Source organism: Photorhabdus khanii NC19, assembly GCF_000517265.1.
In the GTDB taxonomy this organism is placed as follows: Bacteria; Pseudomonadota; Gammaproteobacteria; order Enterobacterales; family Enterobacteriaceae; genus Photorhabdus; species Photorhabdus khanii.
Genome location: NZ_AYSJ01000002.1, coordinates 679,497 through 703,074 on the forward strand (window position 1 = coordinate 679,497; position 23,578 = coordinate 703,074).

22 protein-coding genes and 2 pseudogenes are annotated in these 23,578 nt (G+C 42.1%); 20 read left to right on the forward strand and 4 right to left on the reverse strand.

The window, feature by feature from the left end:
* The 3 genes from PTE_RS03095 to PTE_RS25565 form a co-directional block, all read left to right on the forward strand.
* A partial coding sequence (locus tag PTE_RS03095; RefSeq protein WP_051477114.1) for a Tox-REase-5 domain-containing protein occupies positions 1–473 on the forward strand: 473 nt, incomplete at its 5' end.
* Positions 474–485: 12 nt separating this feature from the next.
* A complete protein-coding gene (locus tag PTE_RS03100; protein ID WP_036843118.1) occupies positions 486–1,208 on the forward strand; it encodes an Imm52 family immunity protein in 723 nt (240 codons plus the stop codon).
* A gap of 46 nt (positions 1,209–1,254) precedes the next feature.
* Positions 1,255–1,395, forward strand: coding sequence for a PAAR domain-containing protein (locus PTE_RS25565; RefSeq protein ID WP_165577071.1), 141 nt, complete (start codon positions 1,255–1,257; stop codon positions 1,393–1,395).
* 728 nt (positions 1,396–2,123) lie between these two features.
* Here PTE_RS25565 and hmpA read toward each other — a convergent pair.
* Positions 2,124–3,317 (reverse strand): annotated as a pseudogene (hmpA, locus tag PTE_RS03105) (NO-inducible flavohemoprotein); the annotation flags it as partial.
* A 362-nt stretch (positions 3,318–3,679) separates the two neighbouring features.
* Between hmpA and glyA the strand changes: the two are divergent.
* From glyA to treC, 5 genes are all read left to right on the forward strand, one after another.
* Complete coding sequence (gene glyA / locus PTE_RS03110) at positions 3,680–4,933, forward strand: serine hydroxymethyltransferase (protein ID WP_036843122.1); 1,254 nt, start codon at positions 3,680–3,682, stop codon at positions 4,931–4,933.
* Between the two features lie 192 nt (positions 4,934–5,125).
* Positions 5,126–6,271 carry a 3-phenylpropionate MFS transporter gene (locus PTE_RS03115; protein WP_036843123.1) on the forward strand — a complete coding sequence of 382 codons (1,146 nt, stop codon included), beginning with the start codon at positions 5,126–5,128 and terminating at the stop codon, positions 6,269–6,271.
* 76 nt (positions 6,272–6,347) lie between these two features.
* Entirely contained in the window at positions 6,348–7,295 is a 948-nt protein-coding gene (gene treR, locus PTE_RS03120) for a trehalose operon repressor TreR (protein ID WP_036843125.1), read from the forward strand.
* A gap of 145 nt (positions 7,296–7,440) precedes the next feature.
* Positions 7,441–8,862, forward strand: a complete 1,422-nt coding sequence (treB, locus tag PTE_RS03125; protein WP_036843127.1) for a PTS trehalose transporter subunit IIBC — start codon at positions 7,441–7,443, stop codon at positions 8,860–8,862.
* An 85-nt stretch (positions 8,863–8,947) separates the two neighbouring features.
* A complete protein-coding gene (gene treC, locus PTE_RS03130) occupies positions 8,948–10,609 on the forward strand; it encodes an alpha,alpha-phosphotrehalase (RefSeq protein ID WP_036843129.1) in 1,662 nt (553 codons plus the stop codon).
* Positions 10,610–10,747: 138 nt separating this feature from the next.
* Here treC and suhB read toward each other — a convergent pair whose 3' ends face one another.
* The gene (suhB, locus tag PTE_RS03135) at positions 10,748–11,551 is read right to left on the reverse strand and encodes an inositol-1-monophosphatase (RefSeq protein WP_036843130.1); all 804 of its coding nucleotides are present in this window, start codon (positions 11,549–11,551) and stop codon (positions 10,748–10,750) included.
* A 125-nt stretch (positions 11,552–11,676) separates the two neighbouring features.
* Here suhB and trmJ point away from each other — a divergent pair, with 125 nt between their 5' ends.
* From trmJ to PTE_RS03190, 11 genes and pseudogenes are all read left to right on the forward strand, one after another.
* Positions 11,677–12,402: a tRNA (cytosine(32)/uridine(32)-2'-O)-methyltransferase TrmJ gene (trmJ, locus tag PTE_RS03140; RefSeq protein WP_036843131.1), complete on the forward strand. Its 726-nt coding sequence runs from the start codon at positions 11,677–11,679 to the stop codon at positions 12,400–12,402.
* Between the two features lie 85 nt (positions 12,403–12,487).
* Complete coding sequence (gene iscR, locus PTE_RS03145) at positions 12,488–12,982, forward strand: Fe-S cluster assembly transcriptional regulator IscR (protein WP_021323908.1); 495 nt, start codon at positions 12,488–12,490, stop codon at positions 12,980–12,982.
* 46 nt (positions 12,983–13,028) lie between these two features.
* Complete coding sequence (locus PTE_RS03150; RefSeq protein WP_036843132.1) at positions 13,029–14,243, forward strand: IscS subfamily cysteine desulfurase; 1,215 nt, start codon at positions 13,029–13,031, stop codon at positions 14,241–14,243.
* A gap of 27 nt (positions 14,244–14,270) precedes the next feature.
* Positions 14,271–14,657: a Fe-S cluster assembly scaffold IscU gene (gene iscU / locus PTE_RS03155; protein WP_036843133.1), complete on the forward strand. Its 387-nt coding sequence runs from the start codon at positions 14,271–14,273 to the stop codon at positions 14,655–14,657.
* A 103-nt stretch (positions 14,658–14,760) separates the two neighbouring features.
* A complete protein-coding gene (gene iscA, locus PTE_RS03160) occupies positions 14,761–15,084 on the forward strand; it encodes an iron-sulfur cluster assembly protein IscA (protein WP_036843135.1) in 324 nt (107 codons plus the stop codon).
* A gap of 37 nt (positions 15,085–15,121) precedes the next feature.
* Positions 15,122–15,643: a co-chaperone HscB gene (hscB, locus tag PTE_RS03165; RefSeq protein ID WP_036843136.1), complete on the forward strand. Its 522-nt coding sequence runs from the start codon at positions 15,122–15,124 to the stop codon at positions 15,641–15,643.
* A gap of 11 nt (positions 15,644–15,654) precedes the next feature.
* On the forward strand, positions 15,655–17,505 hold the full coding sequence (gene hscA, locus PTE_RS03170; RefSeq protein WP_036843138.1) for a Fe-S protein assembly chaperone HscA: 1,851 nt from the start codon (positions 15,655–15,657) through the stop codon (positions 17,503–17,505).
* 2 nt (positions 17,506–17,507) lie between these two features.
* Positions 17,508–17,843 (forward strand): ISC system 2Fe-2S type ferredoxin, encoded by a 336-nt coding sequence (fdx, locus tag PTE_RS03175; RefSeq protein WP_036843140.1) that lies wholly within the window; start codon positions 17,508–17,510, stop codon positions 17,841–17,843.
* Positions 17,844–17,861: 18 nt separating this feature from the next.
* Positions 17,862–18,062 carry a Fe-S cluster assembly protein IscX gene (gene iscX / locus PTE_RS03180; RefSeq protein WP_036843142.1) on the forward strand — a complete coding sequence of 67 codons (201 nt, stop codon included), beginning with the start codon at positions 17,862–17,864 and terminating at the stop codon, positions 18,060–18,062.
* Between the two features lie 183 nt (positions 18,063–18,245).
* Positions 18,246–19,541: an aminopeptidase PepB gene (pepB, locus tag PTE_RS03185; RefSeq protein ID WP_036843144.1), complete on the forward strand. Its 1,296-nt coding sequence runs from the start codon at positions 18,246–18,248 to the stop codon at positions 19,539–19,541.
* A 66-nt stretch (positions 19,542–19,607) separates the two neighbouring features.
* Positions 19,608–20,000, forward strand: a pseudogene (locus tag PTE_RS03190) (enhanced serine sensitivity protein SseB C-terminal domain-containing protein); the annotation flags it as partial.
* A 148-nt stretch (positions 20,001–20,148) separates the two neighbouring features.
* On the opposite strand, the gene PTE_RS03195 reads toward PTE_RS03190, so the two are convergent.
* On the reverse strand, positions 20,149–20,580 hold the full coding sequence (locus tag PTE_RS03195; RefSeq protein ID WP_198539178.1) for a hypothetical protein: 432 nt from the start codon (positions 20,578–20,580) through the stop codon (positions 20,149–20,151).
* A 236-nt stretch (positions 20,581–20,816) separates the two neighbouring features.
* Complete coding sequence (locus PTE_RS03200; RefSeq protein WP_036843147.1) at positions 20,817–21,437, reverse strand: hypothetical protein; 621 nt, start codon at positions 21,435–21,437, stop codon at positions 20,817–20,819.
* 918 nt (positions 21,438–22,355) lie between these two features.
* Between PTE_RS03200 and PTE_RS03205 the strand changes: the two genes are divergently transcribed.
* Complete coding sequence (locus PTE_RS03205; protein WP_036843148.1) at positions 22,356–23,156, forward strand: MBL fold metallo-hydrolase; 801 nt, start codon at positions 22,356–22,358, stop codon at positions 23,154–23,156.
* Positions 23,157–23,578 lie beyond the last annotated feature (422 nt).

The following is a 23,578-nucleotide window of genomic DNA, read 5'->3' on the forward strand; positions in this document are numbered from 1 at the left end:
AGTGTGAAGAAACGGGGACTAAAAAAGAGTGCAAGGCTTGTCTGGCTATTCCGGTGACAAATGAAAAGTATCGTAAGGTTAGCCGCTGGAGCGCCATCACGATTAACTATCAGCGATTTATTGCTAAAACTAAATATGACCCGGCCACACAAATGATCCAGGAATTTCAGTGCCTGAAAGTGACCTTTGATGGCTGGCGACCAGCGTATTGCCTGTTTCTGGAAGCCAAGGCGCGGTATGACCAGTTTTTTGATAGTGAGGGTAAACCTAAAAGTTGGTGGAAAGGGATGAAAGCAGGAAGAAAACAAGGCGCTCGACAACAAGCTGTATGTGACGTATTAGATAATACGCCCCATGTGGAATGGCATTTTTTACAGCCGATAAGTTGTGCTTATTTTAAGACACTATTTATTGAACATAAAAACATCAGTGTTCACTATACCCACTGCTCCGATTTGATGGCAACAGTTTAGTCCGAGGTAAATATGGCGATAATTCGTATAGAAATCAATGTACGTTATGAACAACAGGAAACCATTACCGTAAATACAGCGTTAATGGATTTATTTCGTATCACACGACAAGCTGATATTTTTTTCGGGCGAAAAAAAACGTGGTATTTAACTGGCTACTCACGAAAAGAAGCACTAAAACACATTGTATTTGATGAACAAGGGCCAACAGAAAAGATGGTGAGTTATTTTGAAAAATCTTATAAAAAAGATTTTCCATTGCTTATTGAAGATATGTGGGATGGCGAAGAAGATAACCTATCTAGTGGTATTAGCTATAGTAAACAGTCAATAAAACGCCCTAATTGGGTTAGGTTAGAACTAAACTTAAAAATTGACAGCAGTCAGCTTGATGTTTCCCAGTTAATTGAACTTGTCAAATATTTGGTGACCAGCCGTGATCTTCCTTATATTCAGGTCGAAACCAACGAATATACATTACGGAATAAACAGGTTTTCCCTGATCGTCTCAGTGTTGGCTGGATGCTTTACCAGCCCCGTATTATTGATAAATCCTATCTGCCTATGGCGGAAGGTGTGCTTCCTGTGTATCAAAATAATGAACAAACCGGCACCTTGATTATCACCAAAAAAGGCATTTTTGATGGAAGAAATCAGGACGATATTGATAAATCCAATGATGTCGAAATACAGTTGGTTAACCTAGGATTATTGCCGTTAATTACCGAAGTTTAATGGGGAATGATGTTATTTACCAATCGAAAAACGATGGAGAACGTTAATGTCAAAAGCGGTTATTCTGCTGGGTGATACGACAGATCATGGCGGTAAGATGGTTACTGCCATAGTCCAATATCTTTATCAGGGTATTCCTGCCGCGGGAAAAGGTGACTTAGCGAAAATGGCTTGCTTCGTAAAATGACAGTGAGAAAGCATTTGAATATCAGTCGGTTTGGATAATATTCTTTTGTGTGCTGATTTGTTTTCAATTTCCTGCTAATGTTTAATGGACTTCGATTAAACGCGATTCATTTTCCTTCTGAAAAGCACGTTTATTGAGTTAAATCTGCCTTTTATATAAAAGGTTTAATCTTTCTATTCGCGTTTTTAAATGGTTATGGCAGGTGAGATAAATTTAAAATCAGCGTAGGATAGTATTGCCGATAAACGAATTAAATATGGTTGTGAATAGGCTGTTTTTAGTCACTCTGTATCTTTTCAAATTTCGGGTATTAATGCCTGTTTTTTTTAACCTTTAATTGATGGATAGCTGAGTTAATCTGTAGTGGTCAATGGTATTAAAATCAAAGCCTATTTTTTTAATGGTTTTTAACCCTGTTAAATGCGTTGGTTCTTTTTTCGTTATACGGTTAACCTTGTCACTTTGTTAATCAATTTAAAACCCGTTTTCCCTGATGTTTTCTCTTCTAATATCAGTATAACATTGAATCTTTTGCCCGCTTTAAAAAATCCTTAATCACGATTTTTTTGCCTTTGATGGTAGATTCACATAATAAGTGCAACATCGTTAATCTGGATAAGGCATTTCAGCACTTTTTTAATCCGATTTACCCATGATTTTTGAAATCAATGGAGCTGACGTCCAATGGGACGGGCTCCATGATAAACAAACACCGTTAAACTGAAAATTTAAATCACTTTATGCGGACCGAAGCATTCATAGTGAATATATTGCTTATTAATTGCCATATTTAATAGTTGTTTTGCTACATATTGCATAAAGGGCACCGGGCCGCAGAAATAGTAATGCATTCCTTCTGTTTTCAGTGCGTTATTCAGTACCGCCAGATCCATAAAACCTTTATGTTGATAATGAATGCCTTGCTGATCTTCATCTCTTGGTTCGCGGTACCAGATTGTGCTGCTAAGATTCGGCATTGCCTGAGCAATAGCGGTCACTTCATTGGTAAACGCATGATGGCCACCGTGTTCTGCCGCATGTAACCAATTAATCTGGCTGTTGTGATGTTGCTGGTGGAGTTGATGCAGCATACTCATCATAGGTGTCAAGCCGACACCGGCAGAAATCAGAGTAACTGGCGTTTCTGGCTGAATATCAAGGAAGAAATCCCCGCGTGGAGCGGCCAGCCAGACGGTATCGCCTTCTTGCATCTTATCATGCATATGGTTGGAAACCGTTCCTTGTGGCTCACGTTTGATAGCAATCCGGTAGCTGGAACCGTTTGGGGCCGCTGTCAGTGAATACTGGCGAATTTCTCGGTTATCAAAGCTGTCATCTTCCAGATAAATGCTTAGATACTGGCCGGGTTTGTAATCCATCACCTTCCCGCCATCTTGTGGCACAAATTCAAAGCTACAAATCACATCACTTTTTATCTGTTTCCGGTTGATACGGAATGGGCGTAAACCACGCCAACCGCCATCGACTGATTCGTCATGATGATAAATCTGCTCTTCACGGTTGATAAAAACATCAGCCAGAACACCATACGCTTTTCCCCAGGCGTCCAGCACTTCATTTCCCGGCTGGAACATTTCATTTAACGTTGCCAGCAAGTGAGTTCCGACAATTTGATAATGCTTTGGTTGAATGTTCAGACTGGCGTGTTTATGCGCGATTTTTTCAACTGCCGGCAACAATACTGTCAAATTATCAATATTGGCCGCATAGGCGCAGATAGCATTGAACAGGGCTTCACGCTGATCGCCATTGAGTTGATTACTCATATTAAAAATATCTTTCAGCTCAGGATTATGTTTGAACATCCGCTCGTAGAAATGGGCGGTTAGTTTTGGGCCAGTGGCAGAAAGCAGTGGAATAGTTGATTTGACAGTTGCAATGATTTGACTATCCAGCATGGTGAAGCTCCTGAATTTCTTTCAAGTGATTATGAAAGTTATAACATGTAATTTAAATACAACTTATAATTTTTTGAGGATCTTGTAAATATAAAATGTGGTCTTTATGGTGAAAAAATATTCTTGATAGATATTTACACTAAGGCAGGAGCCGACTGAGGTTACAAATTCTGACAATGAGGTAAAATACAGGAAGTTTTCGTTATGCCTGTAAAGAACCCGTGCCTTGCTTTAATTGGTGTGCAATCGTTTGCGTAAAATATTTTGTCAAGACTATCTCAATCCGTGAAAAGGGTTTACACTGTGTGCCATTCTGCCCTTTGGGGTGTTGTTTGAAGAGAAGTTAGCTGAGTCTGGAGAACCCAATGTTAAAGCGTGAAATGAATATTGCTAATTATGATCCCGAACTATGGCAGGCGATGGAGCAAGAAGTTGTTCGTCAGGAAGAACACATCGAGTTAATTGCCTCTGAAAACTATACCAGCCCAAGAGTTATGCAGGCACAAGGCTCTCAACTCACTAACAAATATGCCGAAGGTTATCCGGGTAAACGCTACTACGGCGGTTGTGAATATGTCGATGTTGTTGAGCAGCTGGCGATTGATCGTGCTAAAGCGTTATTCGGTGCTGATTATGCCAACGTTCAGCCACACTCGGGTTCTCAGGCGAATGCGGCGGTTTATATGGCTTTGCTGCAACCGGGTGATACCGTGCTGGGGATGAATCTGGCACATGGCGGTCATTTGACTCATGGCTCTCCGGTAAACTTCTCTGGTAAGTTATATAACATCGTACCTTACGGTATTGATGAAAGCGGTAAAATTGATTACGACGATATCGCGGCACAAGCTCAAAAACACCAGCCAAAAATGATTATTGGCGGTTTTTCAGCTTACTCCGGCGTTGTTGATTGGGCAAAAATGCGTGAAATTGCAGACAGCATTGGTGCTTATTTGTTCGTTGATATGGCACACGTTGCTGGCCTGATTGCTGCAGGCGTTTATCCTAACCCAGTGCCTCATGCTCACATCGTGACGACTACCACGCATAAAACACTGGCGGGCCCACGTGGTGGTTTGATCTTGGCGAAAGGTGGTGACGAGGAGCTGTATAAAAAACTGAACTCTTCCGTATTCCCTGGTTGCCAGGGTGGACCTCTGATGCATGTTATTGCCGGTAAAGCGGTTGCGCTGAAAGAAGCAATGGAACCGGAATTCAAAGCATATCAACATCAGGTTGCTGATAATGCTAAAGCCATGGTTGAAGTCTTCCTGAAACGTGGCTACAAAGTGGTTTCTGGTGGCACTGAGAACCACTTGTTCCTGCTGGATCTGGTTGATAAAAACATCACTGGTAAAGAGGCTGATGCTGCGCTGGGCCGTGCCAACATCACGGTAAATAAAAACAGCGTGCCAAATGATCCGAAGAGCCCATTTGTGACTTCCGGTGTGCGTGTTGGTACACCGGCGATTACCCGCCGTGGTTTCAAACAAGCTGAAGCTTGTGAATTGGCTGGCTGGATGTGCGATGTATTAGACAACATCAATGATGAAGCGATCATTGAAGCGATTAAACAAAAAGTTCTGGCTATTTGCGCAAAATATCCGGTTTACGCATAAATTATAATTTTAATAAGTCATTACAAAAACCTGCTCCGGCTGACATTGTTTGCTTAAGCGAGATATTAAAGGAATGACGGATGGATTTTCCGCAGGAATGTCCATCTCAGAATAGTCCTTGATATCTTAATTTCTTAAGCTAATCAGGTTAGTTTTGAGCGGGTTTTTTGCACTTTTAACCAGGGAGGATTAATGGTTATTCAGTCGACACGTTGGCTGGCGTTAGATTATTTCACGTATTTCTTTTCTTACGGGATATTTTTGCCTTTCTGGGCAGTCTGGCTCCAGGGTGAGGGAATAAAACCCGATATGATGGGGATTTTATTGGGTGCGGGCTTGGTTTCCCGTTTCCTGGGGAGTTTATTAATCACGCCTACCGTTAAAAATCCCGCAAAACTTATTTTCGCGCTGCGTGTATTAGCATTGCTGACCTTGATTTCTGTTATCGGGTTTACATTGGGAAATCATTGGGCATGGCTGCTATTCATTATGATTGGTTTCAACCTGTTTTTTTCGCCGATGATGCCATTAAGTGATGCATTGGCGGGAACATGGCAGAAACAATTTCCCTTTGATTACGGCAAAATACGCGTCTGGGGTTCAATTGCCTTTATTATCAGCTCGGCGCTGACCGGGGAATTGATCTCTGTCTGGGGACATCAGGTCATTCTAGTCACTATACTGTTCAGTGTTTTGTCAACGCTGTTGGCGACATTGCTTAAACCCGCCATCATGCCTGTTGGTGAAGTCAAGTCAGCTAAAGTTGATGTTGTGTCATTTAAACAGTTATTGTCTGAAAAATCGGTATGCCGGTTCCTGCTATGCGTGGCTTTATTGCAGGGTGCTCACGCGGGATATTACAGCTTCAGTGCGATTTACTGGGAAAAGGCAGGCTATTCTGCTGCGGTAGTCGGTTATCTCTGGTCGTTGGGAGTGGTGGCTGAGGTTATTATTTTTACGCTGAGCAATAAATTATTCCGGCGCTGGAATGCCCGTAATCTTCTGTTGCTTTCCGCTATATGTGGGGTTGTCCGTTGGGGATTAATGGGCTCATTCACGACATTACCGGTGTTGATTATCATTCAAATCTTGCATTGTGGGACGTTCACTGTCTGCCATTTGGCAGCAATGCGTTTTATCAGCGCGAGAAAGGAAGGGGAAATTGTTCGTTTGCAGGCGGCTTATTCTGCATTGGCGATGGGGGGCGGTATCGCTGTTATGACGGTAGTTGCAGGATTTATGTATGATTATCTGCACAGCGGCATTTTCTGGATAATGGTCTTAGTTGCTTTTCCTGCTATTTTCCTGCGACCACAGGTTAAAGCTCATCATTATTAACAATATGAATTCAGTTTCTTATGATATTTTTGTAAGAAACTGGATGCTTCTAATAATAATATTTTCATGAGATATCATGTCGAATAAATTAACAATAAAAGATATTGCACGTCTGGCTAATGTCAGTAAATCAACCGTCTCGCGGGTATTAAATAACGAAAATAGCGTCAGTCCACAAGTACGTGAAAGAGTTGAAGCGATTATTGATCAAAATAACTTTATTCCCTCTAAATCAGCGAGAGCGATGCGAGTGAAAAGTGACAAAATTATTGCTTTAATTGTGTCACGGTTGGGATCTTTTTCGGAAAATTTATCAATAAGTACGATGTTGCCGCTGTTTTATCAGCATGGTTATGACCCCATTATCATGGAAAGTGATTTTGATCCCCAGCTTTTACAGGAACATCTGCGTCAGTTGGCATTACGTCATGCAGATGGTGTTATTTTGTTTGGTTTCACCGGATTGCCAGAAGAATCCCTTTTGCCCTGGCGTGACAAAATAGTGGTATTTGCGCGCGAATATACTGATTTTGCTTCTGTATGCTATGACGATGTTGGTGCTGTTCGTCTATTGATGAATGAACTCTATCAGCGAGGTCACAGAGAGATCAGTTTTCTTGGTGTACGCGATTGTGATACCACGACAGGTTTTCGTCGCCATCAATCCTATCTGAGTTGTTGTGAACAGAAGGCGTTACACCCGCTTTCCGTTCAATGTGATTTAAACTATCAGAGTGGGTTTCAGCATGTCGACAAGGTATTAAGAAAGGAGACGACGGCCTTAATCTGTGCAACTGATAGCCTGGCATTAGGTGCATATAAGTATTTACAACAAAATAATCGGGAAGATATACAAATAGGCAGTATTGGTAATACGCCTTTGCTGAACTTTTTGTACCCTGACACGCTTTCTGTGGATTTAGGTTATGGTGAAGCGGGTAAATATGCAGCTGGTCAATTAATAGCTCAAATAAATCAGCGATACCCCAAACAGCAAGTAATCATTTCGAGTAAGTTGGCTTAAAAATAAGAATATTGTTGTTTCAATGTGATCGTTAACGCATTTTTGGGAACGTTCCCATGACAAGCATAACTAAATGATATTAGGATGAAATTATCTTACTAAGCATGGCATAGTAACTGATACTAACTTATGATGACTGGCTATTATGAAAAATAAAATAAATTATAAAGACATAGAAAAACTAATTACATTAATCGGTGGTTGTAAAAATATAGCCAGTGTAACGCATTGTATTACCCGGTTGAGATTTTCTTTGGTTGAACCGACGGAAGCCCGGCCGGATGAAATAAAAAATCTGCCGATGGTTAAAGGCTGTTTTACCAATGCAGGGCAGTTCCAGGTAGTGATAGGCACGAATGTGGGTGATTATTATCAGGTTTTAAATAGCTATCTTGATAAAACTGAATTAAATAAAGAAGATATAAAACAGGCTGAGAAAAAAAATATGAAATGGCAAGAGCGTGTCATTTCTCAATTTGCAGAAATCTTTTTTCCTCTCCTGCCGGCATTAATTAGTGGCGGTCTTATTCTGGGCTTCCGTAATATTATTGGTGATATTCCTTTTAGTGACGGTAAAACTTTAGCTCAAATATATCCTGTCTGGAAAACAATATATGATTTTTTATGGCTGTTAGGAGAGGCAATATTCTTCTATCTGCCGGTGGGTATTTGCTGGTCTGCGGTCAGAACAATGGGTGGAACCCCGATATTAGGTATTATATTGGGAATAACCTTGGTATCTCCGCAACTTATGAATGCTTATCAATTAGGGCAACAGATCCCTGATATATGGAATTTTGGCCTGTTCACGATTGGAAAAGTGGGTTATCAGGCGCAGGTTATTCCGTCACTTTTGGCGGGTATTACGTTGGGGTGGATTGAAATTCAATTAAAGAAGGTGGTTCCTAGTTATCTTTATTTGGTGGTTGTTCCGGTAGTTTCGTTAATATTGGCAACCTTTTTAGCACATAGTCTTATTGGGCCGTTTGGCCGGTTAATTGGAGATGGAGTCGCCTGGGTTGTTAAGGCGTTGATGACGGGAAGTTTTGCGCCTGTCGGTGCGGCTTTATTTGGATTCTTTTATGCGCCTTTGGTTATCACGGGTATACATCAAACTACATTAGCTATCGATATGCAGATGGTTCAAAGTATCGGTGGGACACCGATATGGCCGATTATTGCTCTATCCAATATTGCTCAGGGGTCAGCGGTTGTGGGCATTATTTTGGTCAGCAAAAAGCATAATGAGCGTGAGTTATCTGTACCCGCCGCCATCTCCGCCTATTTAGGCGTCACTGAACCGGCAATGTATGGGATTAACATCAAATATCGATTCCCTATGCTCTGTGCCATGATTGGTTCAGGTTTGGCCGGGTTGATTTGTGGGTTAAGTGGTGTGTTGGCAAACGGTATTGGTGTTGGTGGCTTACCCGGTATCCTTTCGATCAAACCGCAATTTTGGGCAATCTACGTATTAGCCATGCTCGTAGCTGTCATTGTTCCGTTGATACTGACTACGGTTGTTTATCGAAAGAAGAGTATGAGCGGTATGTTAGCTGTTGAATAATTCTGTTAAATCTTCATCTGAGTAACAGATATAAAAGTAACCATTTGGTTATTCAATTCAGAAATATATTGATAAGGCGTTTTCGATGGACAAAATCATTCCGTGGTGGTTACAAGGTGTTATCTATCAGATATATCCTAAGAGTTTCCAGGATACTACCGGTAGCGGAACAGGTGATCTCAACGGTATTACTTACCGGCTTGATTATCTGAAAAAACTGGGTGTGGACGCTATCTGGGTGACGCCTTTTTACTGCTCACCGCAGGTAGATAACGGTTATGATGTTGCTGATTATTGTGCGATTGATCCGGCTTACGGCTCAATGGATGATTTTAAGCGTTTGGTTGATGAAGCACATCAACGTGATATCCGTGTGATTGTGGATATCGTTTTCAACCACACCTCTACTCAACACTCATGGTTCAGGCAGGCACAGGATATTAATAGCCCTTACCGGCAATATTACATCTGGCGGGATGGAGTGCCTGGAACACCCCCTAATAATTGGTTGTCAAAATTTGGTGGGGGTGCCTGGGAGTGGCATGAAGCGAGTCAACAATATTATTTACATTTGTTTGCTGTTGAGCAGGCAGATCTCAACTGGGAGCATGAACCCGTACGGGCCGAGCTGAAAAAGATTTGTGAATTCTGGGCTGATCTTGGTGTTGATGGTTTCCGTTTGGATGTTATCAATCTGGTTTCTAAGCAGCAGGATTTTCCAGAAGCAACGCAGGGTGATGGGCGTCAATTCTATACCGATGGTCCCCGTATTCATGAATTTCTGCAAGAAATAAACAGAGAAGTCTTCCAGCCGGCGGGAGTGATGACGGTAGGGGAAATGTCTTCTACTTCACTGGAAAATTGTCAGCGCTATTCTTCATTAGAGGGTGAAGAGCTGTCGATGGTTTTTGCTTTTCACCACTTGAAAGTCGATTACCCCAATGGCGAAAAATGGGTTACAGCACCGCCTGATTTTATTGAATTGAAAAAAATCTTTGCTAAGTGGCAACAAGGCATGCATCAACGGGCGTGGAATGCGCTGTTCTGGTGTAATCACGATCAACCGCGTATTGTTTCACGTTTTGGTGGTGAAGGTGTCTGGCGGGTTCCATCCGCTAAAATGCTGGCAATGGTGCTGCACGGTATGCAGGGAACCCCTTATATCTATCAAGGGGAAGAATTGGGGATGACTAACCCTGATTTTTCCCAAATTGAAGATTACCGGGACATAGAAAGTTTAAATATTTACCGGGAGAAGATTGAGCAAGGCAATGATAAGGAAAAAATCTTATCGGTTTTAGCGAAAAAATCCCGCGACAATGGGAGAACGCCGATGCAATGGGATACGACTTCCAATGCCGGATTTACTCAGGGAGAACCTTGGATAGCACTGAATAGTGATTATCAGGAAGTGAACGCGCAAAATGCTATCAAGGATGAGGATTCCGTTTTCCATTGTTATGCGCGCTTAATAAAACTGCGTAAGGAATATCCGGTATTGACCTATGGCAGCTATGAAGATTTGTTGCCATCTCACTCTTCGCTTTGGTGTTATGTGCGCCGTTGGGAAAACCAAACGTTGCTGGTTATCGCCAATCTCAGTGCGGAAGTGCAGGAATGGTCGCTGGACGCTTCTTTATCCGATTGTTCATGGGTTAAGTTAATGGGGAACTATCCTGAACATCAATCGCCTGCAAAAAATAGACAATTACAACCTTATGAAGCCGTTTATTGGTTAGCAAAATAATTCAGGTCTAAAATGGCAACAAAAAAGTTCATCAGTGACTTTTTTGTTGCCAGGTAGAATTGCCGGGCGGAGGATATATTGCATTATTACGGTTTGCCTATTATCACCCAGTAATTCCAGTTTAAGGGTTAATTTGAGTTAACGCTTCAATGACTCTGATAATTCATCACGCATTTCGGCCAGAATATCTTTAACAACGCGTGGGTTACCCGCAACAAGATTACCGGAATGAATGTAATTATGACCGCCAATGAAATCAGTGATGATACCGCCAGATTCACGGACTAACAGTTCTCCACCCATGAAATCCCATGGCTTCAGGCCAATTTCAAAATAACCATCAACACGGCCAGCTGCAACATAAGCCAGATCCAGCGCGGCTGAACCTGTACGACGGAAATCAGCGCAACGAACAAATAATTTGCCTAATGTGTTGATAAAAACAGTGGAATGCTGTTTTGCTTTGAATGGGAAACCTGTCGCCAGAACAGTGCCATCCAGATCGCGGGCATTGGTGCCACGCAGACGGTAGCCATTCAACTGAGCACCCTGACCACGGGCTGTGGAGAAAAGTTCGTTACGCATTGGATCATAAACAACAGCAACTTCAGTACGGCCTTTGATGCGTACTGCAATAGAAACGGCGAAGTGGGGGAGGCGTTTGATAAAGTTAGTGGTGCCATCCAGTGGATCGATTACCCATTGAATATCATCATCTTCACCTGGCAATTCGCCACTCTCTTCAGTAATGATTGAGTGTTTAGGATAAGATTTGCGGATAACGTCGATAATGAGCGCTTCTGCGGCTTTGTCAACGTTGGTAACAAAGTCGTTACTGCCTTTTTGGCTAGCTTCAACCGCATCGGGAGTTTCATAATTTTTGGCAATCAGGTTGCCGGCTTTACGCGCCGCACGTATGGCGATGGTCAGCATCGGATGCATGGGATATCTTCCACCAGGATGTTAAAGAACGGATAATTAATCGGCGCGCAGTATAGCAGTAGTTCGGAAAAATGACTAACGCTGTGTTAAGATATTTGGCTCTTATAACTAATCCAGAAGTTATCATGTTAGAAAATATCCGCATTATCCTGGTTGAAACTTCCCATACCGGGAATATGGGGTCAACCGCCCGGGCAATGAAAACCATGGGATTAACAAACCTTTATCTGGTTAATCCACTGGTTCAGCCAGATTCCCATGCGATTGCGCTTTCTGCTGGTGCCAGCGATGTTATTGGTAATGCGACTATTGTTGATAGTTTGGATAAAGCTCTGGCTGGCTGTGAACTGGTGATTGGCACCAGCGCCCGTTCAAGAACCCTCTCATGGCCGATGGTCGAACCCCGTGAATGTGGCGAGCGCAGTGTTCAGGAAGCTCAACATGCGCCGGTGGCAATTATTTTCGGGCGTGAGCGTGTAGGGCTGACGAATGAAGAATTGCAGAAGTGTCATTATCATCTGAATATCCCGACTAACCCAGAATATAGTTCGTTAAATCTGGCTATGGCTGTCCAGCTTGTCAGTTATGAAATTCGTATGGCATATCTGGCATGTCAGGATAAACCTGAGCAGAAAACAGATGAGACTGAATATCCATTAGTTGATGATATGGAACGTTTTTATCATCATCTTGAACGTGTATTATATGATTCTGGTTTCATCAGGAAAGCCCACCCTGGTCAAATAATGAATAAGTTAAGACGGCTTTTCACCCGTGCCCGACCTGAAACGCAGGAGCTGAATATTCTGCGTGGTATCCTGACCTCCATTGAGAAATGGGCGAAAAAATAGTTGAGTAAATTACTTGGTTAAATAGTTGACTAAAATACTCAGGAATGACACAATTTCGTCATATTTCACCACGGGGTAATCATTTATGAGATTGACATCTAAAGGGCGTTATGCAGTAACTGCCATGCTTGATGTGGCGTTACACTCACAAGAAGGTCCGGTACCACTGGCCGACATTTCTGAACGTCAGGGTATTTCCCTCTCTTATCTTGAGCAGTTATTCTCTCGCTTGCGCAAAAATGGTCTGGTTTCAAGTGTCCGTGGTCCGGGTGGCGGTTATTTACTGGGCAGAGATGCCGGGGAAATTGTTGTCTCCGAAGTTATTTTCGCTGTTGATGAATCGGTAGACGCGACGCGTTGCCAGGGCAGAGAAGGGTGTCAGGGCGGTGATCGCTGTCTGACTCATACTTTATGGCGCGATTTAAGTGATCGTATTACCGGTTTCCTGAGTAGCATCAGTTTAGAAGAATTAGTTAATAACCAGGAAGTATTAGACGTTGCTGACCGCCAGGATAACGATAAGCGCCGCGCACCTCACGGCAGAGCACAAGAAACAATTAATGTTAATCTGCGCGCATAAGCAGAACTTGTGATGAATTGAAGTATTAGAAGGGAGCATGTGAGCAATGAAATTACCAATTTATTTAGACTACTCAGCAACAACACCGGTTGATCCGCGTGTTGCTGAAAAGATGATGCATTATCTGACCATGGACGGGGTATTTGGTAACCCAGCGTCCCGTTCTCACCGTTTTGGCTGGCAGGCTGAAGAAGCGGTTGATATTGCCCGTAATCAGATTGCTGATTTAGTGGGTGCCGATCCACGTGAGATTGTTTTCACTTCCGGCGCAACGGAATCTGACAATCTTGCTATTAAAGGTGCTGCTAATTTTTATCAGAAAAAGGGCAAGCATATCATCACCAGCAAAACCGAACATAAAGCGGTTCTGGATACTTGCCGTCAGTTAGAGCGTGAAGGGTTTGAAGTCACTTATCTGGCACCTCAGAGCAATGGACTGATTGATTTAAACGATCTGGAAGCCGCAGTGCGTGATGACACTATGCTGATTTCTATCATGCATGTTAACAATGAAATTGGTGTGGTGCAGGATATCGCTGCAATCGGTGAAATGTGTCGTAGCCGCGGTATCATTTTCCATGTTGATGCGACTCAGAGCGTAGGTAAATTACCTATCGACCTAGCCAAACTGAAAGTCGATCTGATGTCTTTCTCTGCGCATAAAATTTATGGGCCGATGGGGATTGGCGCGTTGTATGTTCGCCGCAAACCACGCATTCGTATTGAAGCTCAACAGCATGGTGGCGGTCATGAACGTGGTATGCGTTCCGGTACTTTGCCGGTTCACCAGATTGTCGGTATGGGTGAAGCTTACCGCATTGCCAAACAGGAAATGGACAATGAATCTCAGCGTCTGCGTGGCCTGCGTTTACGCCTGTGGCAGGGTATCAAAGATATCGAAGAAGTCTTCCTTAATGGCGACTTGGAACATGGCGCACCACACATTCTGAATGTCAGCTTCAATTATGTTGAAGGCGAATCACTGATAATGTCATTAAAAGATCTGGCGGTTTCCTCTGGTTCTGCCTGTACTTCTGCCAGCCTGGAACCCTCCTACGTATTGCGTGCGCTAGGTATGAATGACGAACTGGCTCACAGTTCTATCCGTTTCTCTTTAGGGCGCTTTACCACGGAAGAAGAGATCGACTACGCCATTGAACTGATTCACAAATCTATTGGCCGCCTGCGTGAACTCTCTCCACTGTGGGAAATGTTCAAACAAGGTGTGGATCTCAACAGTATCGAATGGTCTCATCACTAATCAGACGGTTTCAGGAGTAATAACATCATGGCTTACAGCGAAAAAGTAATTGATCACTATGAAAATCCACGTAACGTCGGTTCTTTCGATAATGAAGATCCAACAGTTGGCAGCGGCATGGTCGGTGCCCCTGCCTGTGGTGACGTCATGAAACTGCAAATCAAAGTCAATAATGAAGGCATTATTGAAGATGCGCGTTTCAAAACTTACGGTTGTGGTTCTGCAATCGCGTCCAGCTCTTTAGTCACTGAGTGGATGAAAGGCAAATCTTTGGAGCAGGCAGAATCGATTAAAAATACTGAAATTGCAGATGAGTTAGAACTGCCACCGGTGAAGATTCACTGTTCTATTCTGGCAGAAGATGCCATTAAAGCGGCCATTGCGGATTACAAAAGTAAGCGCCAGGGCAAGTAATTGCCCTTGATAATAAGAAAATAGAAAATAAATTTGGTGGATGCTGGCTGTTATATACCAACCAGTATCCGCCTTTGCTGGTTTTAAAAAGTGAGGTTGTTGTATGTCAATTTCCCTTACAGAAAGTGCTGCACAACGCGTTTCGTCATTCCTGGGCCACCGTGGAAAAGGCGTTGGCTTACGTCTTGGTGTCAGAACATCAGGCTGCTCAGGTATGGCATATTTGCTTGAATTTGCCGATGTGATTAACGAAGACGATACCGTGTTTGAAGAGAAGGGCGTCAAAGTTATTATAGACGGCAAGAGCATGGTCTATCTCGACGGTACAGAACTGGATTTTGTTAAAGAGGGCCTTAACGAAGGCTTTAAATTCAACAACCCGAATGTTTCCAGCGAATGTGGTTGTGGAGAAAGTTTTAACGTTTAATTCCGTTTTTCGGCCAAATCCAGAGTAAATTTAGATTATGGACTATTTCACTTTATTCGGGCTGCCGGCTCGTTATGTTATTGACCGTGAACAGCTGACACACTGCTATCAGGAATTGCAGCGTCAGTTTCACCCTGATCGCTTTGCTAATCAGCCAGAGCGTGAAAAAACGCTGGCATTGCAGCAGGCAGCGACTATCAATGACGGCTATCAGATGCTCAAACATCCACTGAAACGCGCTGAATATATGCTTTCTCTGCATGGTTTTGATTTAGCCAATGAGCAGCACACCATGAATGACCACACTTTCCTGATGGAACAGCTCATGTTGCGGGAAGAGTTGGAATTTATTGAAAGTAAAGCGAATGCAGAAGCGGCACTGGCTGATTTCGCTGAACGTCTGAACGGGATGATTAAAACCCGCAGTCAGCAAATGGAACAACAATTGAATGACCAGCAGTGGGAGCAGGCAGCCGATACCGTTCGTAAATTGCGTTTTCTGGATAAATTGCAGCAGCAGGTTGAACAACTGGAAGAACGTTTACTGGACGACTTTTAAGGAAAGCGTATATGGCTTTATTACAAATCAGCGAGCCGGGTTTATCCGCTGTACCACATCAACGTCGTTTAGCGGCCGGCATTGATTTAGGCACGACGCATTCATTAGTTGCCACTGTTCGCAGTGGGCAAGCGGAAACACTGATGGATAGCGAAAACCGTTACCTGCTTCCTTCCGTTGTCCACTACCATGAAAATGGTATTGAAATTGGCTGGCTAGCCCGTCAACAGGCGGCGCATGATCCGGCTAATACCATCAGTTCTGTGAAGCGCATGATGGGGCGTTCTCTGGCGGATATTCAGCAACGTTACCCAAATCTGCCTTATCAATTTCAGGCGAGTGAAAACGGTTTGCCGTTAATCAATACGGCGACGGGGTTGGTCGATCCTATTCAGGTTTCTTCTGAAATTCTTAAATTGCTGGCACAGCGTGCAGAAGAAACACTGGATGGTAAGCTTGATGGGGTTGTGATCACCGTTCCAGCCTACTTTGATGATGCCCAGCGTCAGGGAACCAAAGACGCGGCGCGTTTAGCCGGATTACATGTTCTGCGCCTGCTTAATGAACCCACTGCCGCTGCGATTGCCTACGGGTTGGATTCTGGTCAGGAAGGGGTTATCGCGGTTTATGATTTAGGGGGCGGTACCTTTGACGTTTCCATTCTCCGGTTAAGCCGAGGTGTCTTTGAAGTACTGGCAACCGGCGGTGACACCGCGCTTGGTGGGGATGATTTCGATGCGATACTGGCTGACTGGATCCGTGAACAGGCGGGTATTGGCAATCGTGATAACCATAGTCTGCAACGCCAGCTATTGGACGTGTCCGCCGAGGTGAAAATCACCTTGAGTGATGTTGATGTTGCAGAGATAAACATAGCCGGCTGGCAGGGAAAAATCACCCGTTCCGAATTTGAAGCATTGATTACCCCGTTGGTAAAACGGACTTTGCTGGCAAGCCGTCGGGCGTTGAAAGATGCCGAAGTCTCTGCGGACGAGGTTTTACAGGTGGTTATGGTGGGTGGCTCAACCCGTGTACCGTTGGTTCGTCACATGGTTGGCGAATTTTTCGCCCGTAAGCCACTGACATCCATTGATCCTGATAAAGTTGTTGCTGTCGGTGCATCAATTCAGGCAGATATTTTGGTGGGTAACAAACCAGATAGCGACATGCTGCTGTTGGATGTTATTCCGCTGTCACTTGGGCTGGAAACGATGGGGGGACTGGTTGAAAAAGTCATCCCACGCAATACAACCATTCCGGCTGCGAGAGCGCAGGAGTTCACGACCTTCAAAGACGGCCAGAGTGCGATGAGTATGCATGTGGTACAAGGGGAAAGGGAATTGGTGAGTGATTGCCGTTCACTGGCCCGTTTTACCCTGCGTGGCATTCCTCCGTTACCGGCAGGTGGCGCTCATATCCGGGTCACATTCCAAGTGGATGCTGATGGCTTGTTGAGCGTGAGCGCGTTGGAAAAATCCACTGGTGTAGAAGCGTCTATTCAGGTGAAACCGTCCTATGGTTTGTCTGATGAAGAAATCGCCCGCATGATAAAAGATTCTATGGCGAATGCTCAGGAAGATATCACTGTGCGCAAACTGGCAGAACAAAAAGTAGAAGCGGCGCGGGTACTGGAAAGTGTCACCAGTGCGTTAGAAAAAGATGCCGATCTGCTGAATGAACAAGAACACGCGGCGATTGATACTGCCGTAGAAACACTGATAAAAAGCGTTCAGGGGAGTGATCCTGAAGTGATTGAGAACGCAATTAAACAACTGGATAAGCAAACGCAGGAATTCGCTGCACGCCGGATGGATTCATCTGTTCGTCGGGCGTTGGCGGGCCATTCTGTGGACGAGATTTAATTATGCCGAAAATTATATTTTTACCTCATAACGATCTTTGCCCTGATGGTGCAGTTCTGGAAGCCAAAGAAGGGGAATCCATTCTGAACGTTGCATTGCGCAATGGGATTGAGATTGAGCATGCCTGTGAAAAATCCTGTGCTTGCACCACTTGCCACTGTATCGTTCGTGAAGGTTTCGATTCACTGGAAGAGAGCTCAGAACTGGAAGACGACATGCTGGATAAAGCCTGGGGACTTGAACCGGAAAGTCGTCTGAGTTGTCAGGCCAGAGTCTCGGACGAAGACTTGGTCATCGAAATTCCAAAATACACCATTAACCATGCCCGTGAGCACTGATTGGCAGGAGAAATATCAATGAGCCTGAAATGGTCTGATAGCCGTGAAATCGGTGAAGCGCTGTTTGACAAATTTCCTGATTTGGATCCAAAAACAGTTCGCTTTACTGATATGCATCAATGGATTTGTGACCTGGATGATTTTGAGGATGCGCCTGAAAAATCCAATGAAAAAGTTCTGGAAGCGATTCTTTTGGTCTGGCTGGATGAGTTTGAGTAACAAATAGCATTAATTTGTTATTTATCTGTCACAGTTTTAAGGTAGTCTGAGCGTTAATGAAAAACTGGCTTTAGCCAGTTTTTTTATAGGTTTGATATCTGGCAGACGAATAATTATATGGGTGGAAGTCTGAATAAAATCCTGGCTGCCATCAAGCGGTGAATAATAAGAGGTGAGAAAAGAATGACTAAACAAATCATGCCAATAACACTGTCTTATGAGCCAGCAGCAGCTTGCTGGGGTGAAAAAGCGCTGATTAGTTCGAGTGAGCAAGGGATGACGATTCATCTGACGGGTAAAGGCAAATTGGGTGCGGTTCAACGAGCCGGACGTAAAATTGATGGTCAGGGAATTCGTCATGTAGCTCTGGTTGGTGAAGGCTGGGATTTAGAAAAAAGTTGGGCATTTTGGCAAGGTTTCCGTGCACCAAAAGGCAGCCGTTCTATTGAATGGCCTCAATTGCCTGCGGCTGAAAAACAAGAACTGGAAAGCAGAATTAAAATTATTGATTGGGTGCGTGACACCATCAATATGTCAGCGGAAGAGCTTGGGCCGGAACAATTGGCAAAGCGTGCTATTGACTTGATGTGTGGTGTTGCTGGTGAAGCGGTAAATTATCGCATTACTAAAGGAGAAGATTTACGTGAACAGGGTTATGCGGGTATTCATACTGTTGGTCGCGGTTCTTCCCGTGATCCGATATTGTTGGCGCTGGATTACAACCCGACTGACAACCCACACGCGCCGATATTCGCCTGTTTGGTGGGTAAAGGCATCACATTTGACACCGGCGGCTACAGCCTGAAACAATCTTCTTTTATGGACTCCATGAAATCAGATATGGGTGGAGCGGCAACGCTGGCGGGTGCGCTGGCGTTGGCCATCAGCCGAGGCCTGAAACAGCGCGTTAAACTGTTCCTCTGCATTGCGGATAACATGGTCAGTGGTAACGCTTTTAAACTGGGTGATATTATCCGTTACCGTAATGGTAAATCTGTTGAAGTTATGAACACCGATGCGGAAGGTCGTTTAGTGCTGGCTGATGGTTTAATTGATGCCAGCAGAGAGAAGGCGAAGTTAATCATTGATGCAGCGACCCTGACAGGCGCAGCGAAAACGGCTGTGGGTAATGATTATCACTGTGTATTCAGCTTTGATGATAAATTGGCGGCGGATCTGTTGGCCGCATCAGAATCTGAAAATGAATTGTTCTGGCGTCTGCCATTGGCTGAATTTCATCGTAGCCAACTGCCATCGAATTTTGCTGAGTTGAACAATGTCGCGGCACCATCACATACTGCCGGTGCCAGTACTGCGGCGGCTTTCCTGTCTCACTTTGTGGAAGAATACCAAAAGGGCTGGGTTCATATTGACTGCTCTGCGACTTACCGTAAATCTGCGGTAGAACATTGGTCGGCTGGCGCAACGGGTTATGGCGTTCGTTCGATTGCTAATTTATTGTTGGCAAAAACGAAATAAATCCATTTTATATAAAAAAACTGATTGGAGATTTTTATGAGTTCATTAAGTGAGTTAGTTTCGGTTGAAGTTGATGTGCCAAGTGGCAGTGCGATAACACTCAGCCAGCCGGAAGAATATCCTTCGCAGCTCATTGAAGCTCTGGTTAGTTTATTCAGTCAGCGTAAACCTGTTCGCCGTGCTTTTATCATTCAAGCTCATGATAAAAATGTGGATGAGAAGCCCAATTTATTAATTGGGCTGGAAATGAATGGCACGGAGAATGAGATTGAACAGCTAATTCAAGAAGCTGGCGGCATTGCCTGCGAATACACATCTGAAGAAGAACCTATTGACTTCTGCCTGGTTGATGAAAAGGAGCGTGGGATCAGCCATTATTTGATTCAGCATACGCAACCATTTTATCAGCGTAAATTAGGCAGTTGGTTACGGGGGAATATTCCGGTAATGAATAAGTGATTGTTTTAATAATGGTGCAGTTTTTTATATATTGAATTAAGAGATAGATTATTACTTTAATGTGAATCTACCAGCCAGAAATAATAACTAACCCTGCTGGGCAGGGTTGGTTAAATCAAAAGATTGTCTGAGCTGGTTTTTCATTGATTCATGATATCGTTTTCAAATTTGTTACAGGGGGTAAATAGAATTTTCCATCTATAATGTAGTGCCGATATATATCTACTATATTTATATGATTTTCTCCATAAATCCACTGAAAATGTAGAACCCAATCAGAAGTCTTATAGTTAGAAGGCGTATTTATGTATTCTGGTATACCAATATGGTAGTGCCACAAGTTGTTTTCGTAAGCATATCTAGAGTTCTTATCTGTTTTTTCTAACCCACTCCATGAATGGCTGATTTTACCTTCATATTTATTGAAAGTATCCGGTGTAACTAATCCATTTTCTTCATAACGATCAATAAAATCCAAAATTTTATCTTGTTGGTCTTTTGGAAACTGTTTAAATTCTTTTGCAAATACAATAGAAAAAGACCATGTATATATACAATCCATTTCGACAAACCTTTCCAATTGTCTATCCTATTAGGGCTATTTTATTTGCCGTTCTTTGTAGTAAAGAGCGAACATTAGGCAGTATTCTGACAAAAGCGATAACTTTTGAACGCATTTTAGTGCGGCCTGAAAGGCGAGCGAAGCGAATCTACTCCTCACGTACTGTGTGTACGTTCCAGGTTCTGTGTACTATCTGTGTTCACTATTCATTCGCAAGAACGGTCTACAATAATTACGACTACTGGGATAGGCATCTAAGATGCATGTTGCAAAATAAATTTACGTTTTTCTTCGCGGGACATACTTCTTGGAGCTTGTATTCGTTCTGAAGCTAAAACCATTTCAACACGATTTTTGTCGATGACAACGATTGCCATCATTTCACGATCTTTAATTTTTTCTTGGATATGCACTATATTACTCATAGTCTTAATAACCTCCTGCAAACCTGAGATAGTGTCATGTTTAAGCCTTTTGATCGTTGCCTGAGAACGTGATGGGATGTTACATAAAATATCCTCGAACAGCTCATCGGCAAATTGAATGCTTTCTTTAATTGTAGATATCGTAGAGTTCGAGTTTGAAATAAGCGAATGAGAAAGAACAACATCTTCACCACAGTTAATCTTGTTAAGAGTTTCAGCTATGGCTTTGTCAAGTTCTTCGCACTGGTGAGTTAAGGCATAAAGATGCTCACGAATGCTGGCATCCAGCGCTGCCACGGATTTTTTGGGAAACGTCCGTGCGCCACCTGTTGAACCCCATTCCTCTATCATTCGAGCTAATGGCGCTGATGTTTGAAATGCCTGAGCTTGCGTTGATATAAGCATTGGAACTAATGCAAGCCCAACTACTGTTGTGGTTGTATTTTTCATGCATCTTCTCCACGGTCATGTGTAGCCTAAAAATACTATCAGTAAAAGGTTCACTATGTACGTATTTCTTATCACAAATCTTGCTTCAAATATAATGATATTTAAATGTAACTATTTATAAGTGTTAGTCATATTTATATAGCCAGTTGAGGGAGCTTTTAGCTCTTATGTATGATATTACTTTCTTGATTGAAGTTTATCTACAAGATAGATATAAATATTTTCATAATTTACCTTTGGTTTAAATAGAATCTCTTACTTGTCCGCAGAAAGATAATGTATTGTTATTGTAACAAATATATTAATATTAATTCAATAATGGATGAATGGAAATTGGCGTGTTTAATTAATGGTTTCGTGTAACGATAATCAATATAATTATATTTTAAAATTATTTTTAATAATAATTCTCAATGTTATATCTGATAAATGCCTTATATTTTTACTCTATAGTACAGATAAGAATGAGTTGTTCAATTGGTGATCGAATTTAAAACGATATTTAAATCTAATGAGTTTATAGAAGGTTTAGATATTGTATTTTTATATTCTTAATTAATGTGGGAAGGTTTGTTTCCATTGATGAATAGTAGATTTATTTCTTTCACTAAAATATATTGAATAATTTTCTGCTGGATTTTATTTGCTAAATAGTATACTTGTTTTTTATCTGTAACTATATGTTGTACAGCAAGATATAATAATTGTATGTTAATATTGCAAGACAATAAATATGAAGGGGAGATAATCATTTCATGTTGAAAAATTAACTTGTGGCGGAGCGGAGATAATTTGTGATCTGCTTATAAGAATGTGACGATATAATGGCTTTTCATTATTTTATTGATGTGCATCAATGCTATTGTTACCCGTATCGTTTAATAGATACATTACTTCAACAAAACTAATGGATATGCCATGTCATTAAAAATAACTGTGCTCCTTGAAAATAAAACATCTGACTCATATTTGATAGCTAAACCTGGTTTGAGTCTTTTACTTGAGGATGGTGAAGAGAAGATAATTTTTGATACTGGTCCAGATGGCAGCTATCTTGAGAATGCGAACAGGATGGGAATATCTGTTGATGATATATCCAGGATTGTTATCTCTCATGGCCATTCAGACCATATAGGTGGTGTTAATTATTTCCCCCATAACGCTAAATTAATATGTCACCCCGATGCATTAAATGAGAAGTATTATGGTGTTATGTTTAAAAATATTGCCTTAAAATTTAAAAAAACATCGGGTAAAATTAATAAAAGAATTAAAAAGAAAGTCTTTTTTCGTTTAACAAAATCGCATATGAAAATAAGTGAACGATTTGTTTTTTCAGGTGAAATAGCAAGTGAACATCGGAAATCCTGTGGCTTAGTCAGAAGAAGTTCCTGGGCTAATGATTATATACTTGATGACAGTGCACTAATTTGGAAGAGTGATAATGGGCTTGTAATTATCATTGGCTGTGGTCATTCGGGTATTTGTGAAATAATTAATCACGCTAAAATGATTACAGGCGTGGATAAAGTATGCGCAGTAATAGGTGGGTTGCATTTGAAGAGAGCATTACCGACAGAGTTATTGAAGATAAGAGAATTTTTTTTAAAAGAAAATATAAAAGAAGTCTATGGATGTCATTGTACTGGTAGCTGGGGAAGGCTTTGGTTGCCAAATGTTAAGCAACTGAAAACAGGACAGGTGTTATTAGTAGAGTAATGTGGTGAAAGGTATGCAGAAAATGGATTTTCATTAGGTTTATAGTAACGATTGGTTAATATTTTTATTACAGAGTTTATTTGTATTTTCTATTGCATTTTTTTATTATAGAGGATCTTATTTATATTTTATAAAAATAATTTAAATAATGGGAGTTTAACGTGAGTAATTATTGCCACTTTTAGTAAGAAAGTGGCATCATATGTCAATGTATTTTACGTTTTATGTTGTAAACGTATTTTTATATATTTTATGTTGTCTGGAGTTATGTTTGGATTATTTTCTGATGATTTTTCTAAATGTTTTTATATTGTTGCTAGCAATGGCGCTTGCATTTAATTTCTTATTTTTTATTTAATGTTATGAATAACTTATTGATTGGAATGAGTTATTTCTTGGTATTATTGTGAATGTAATGATTA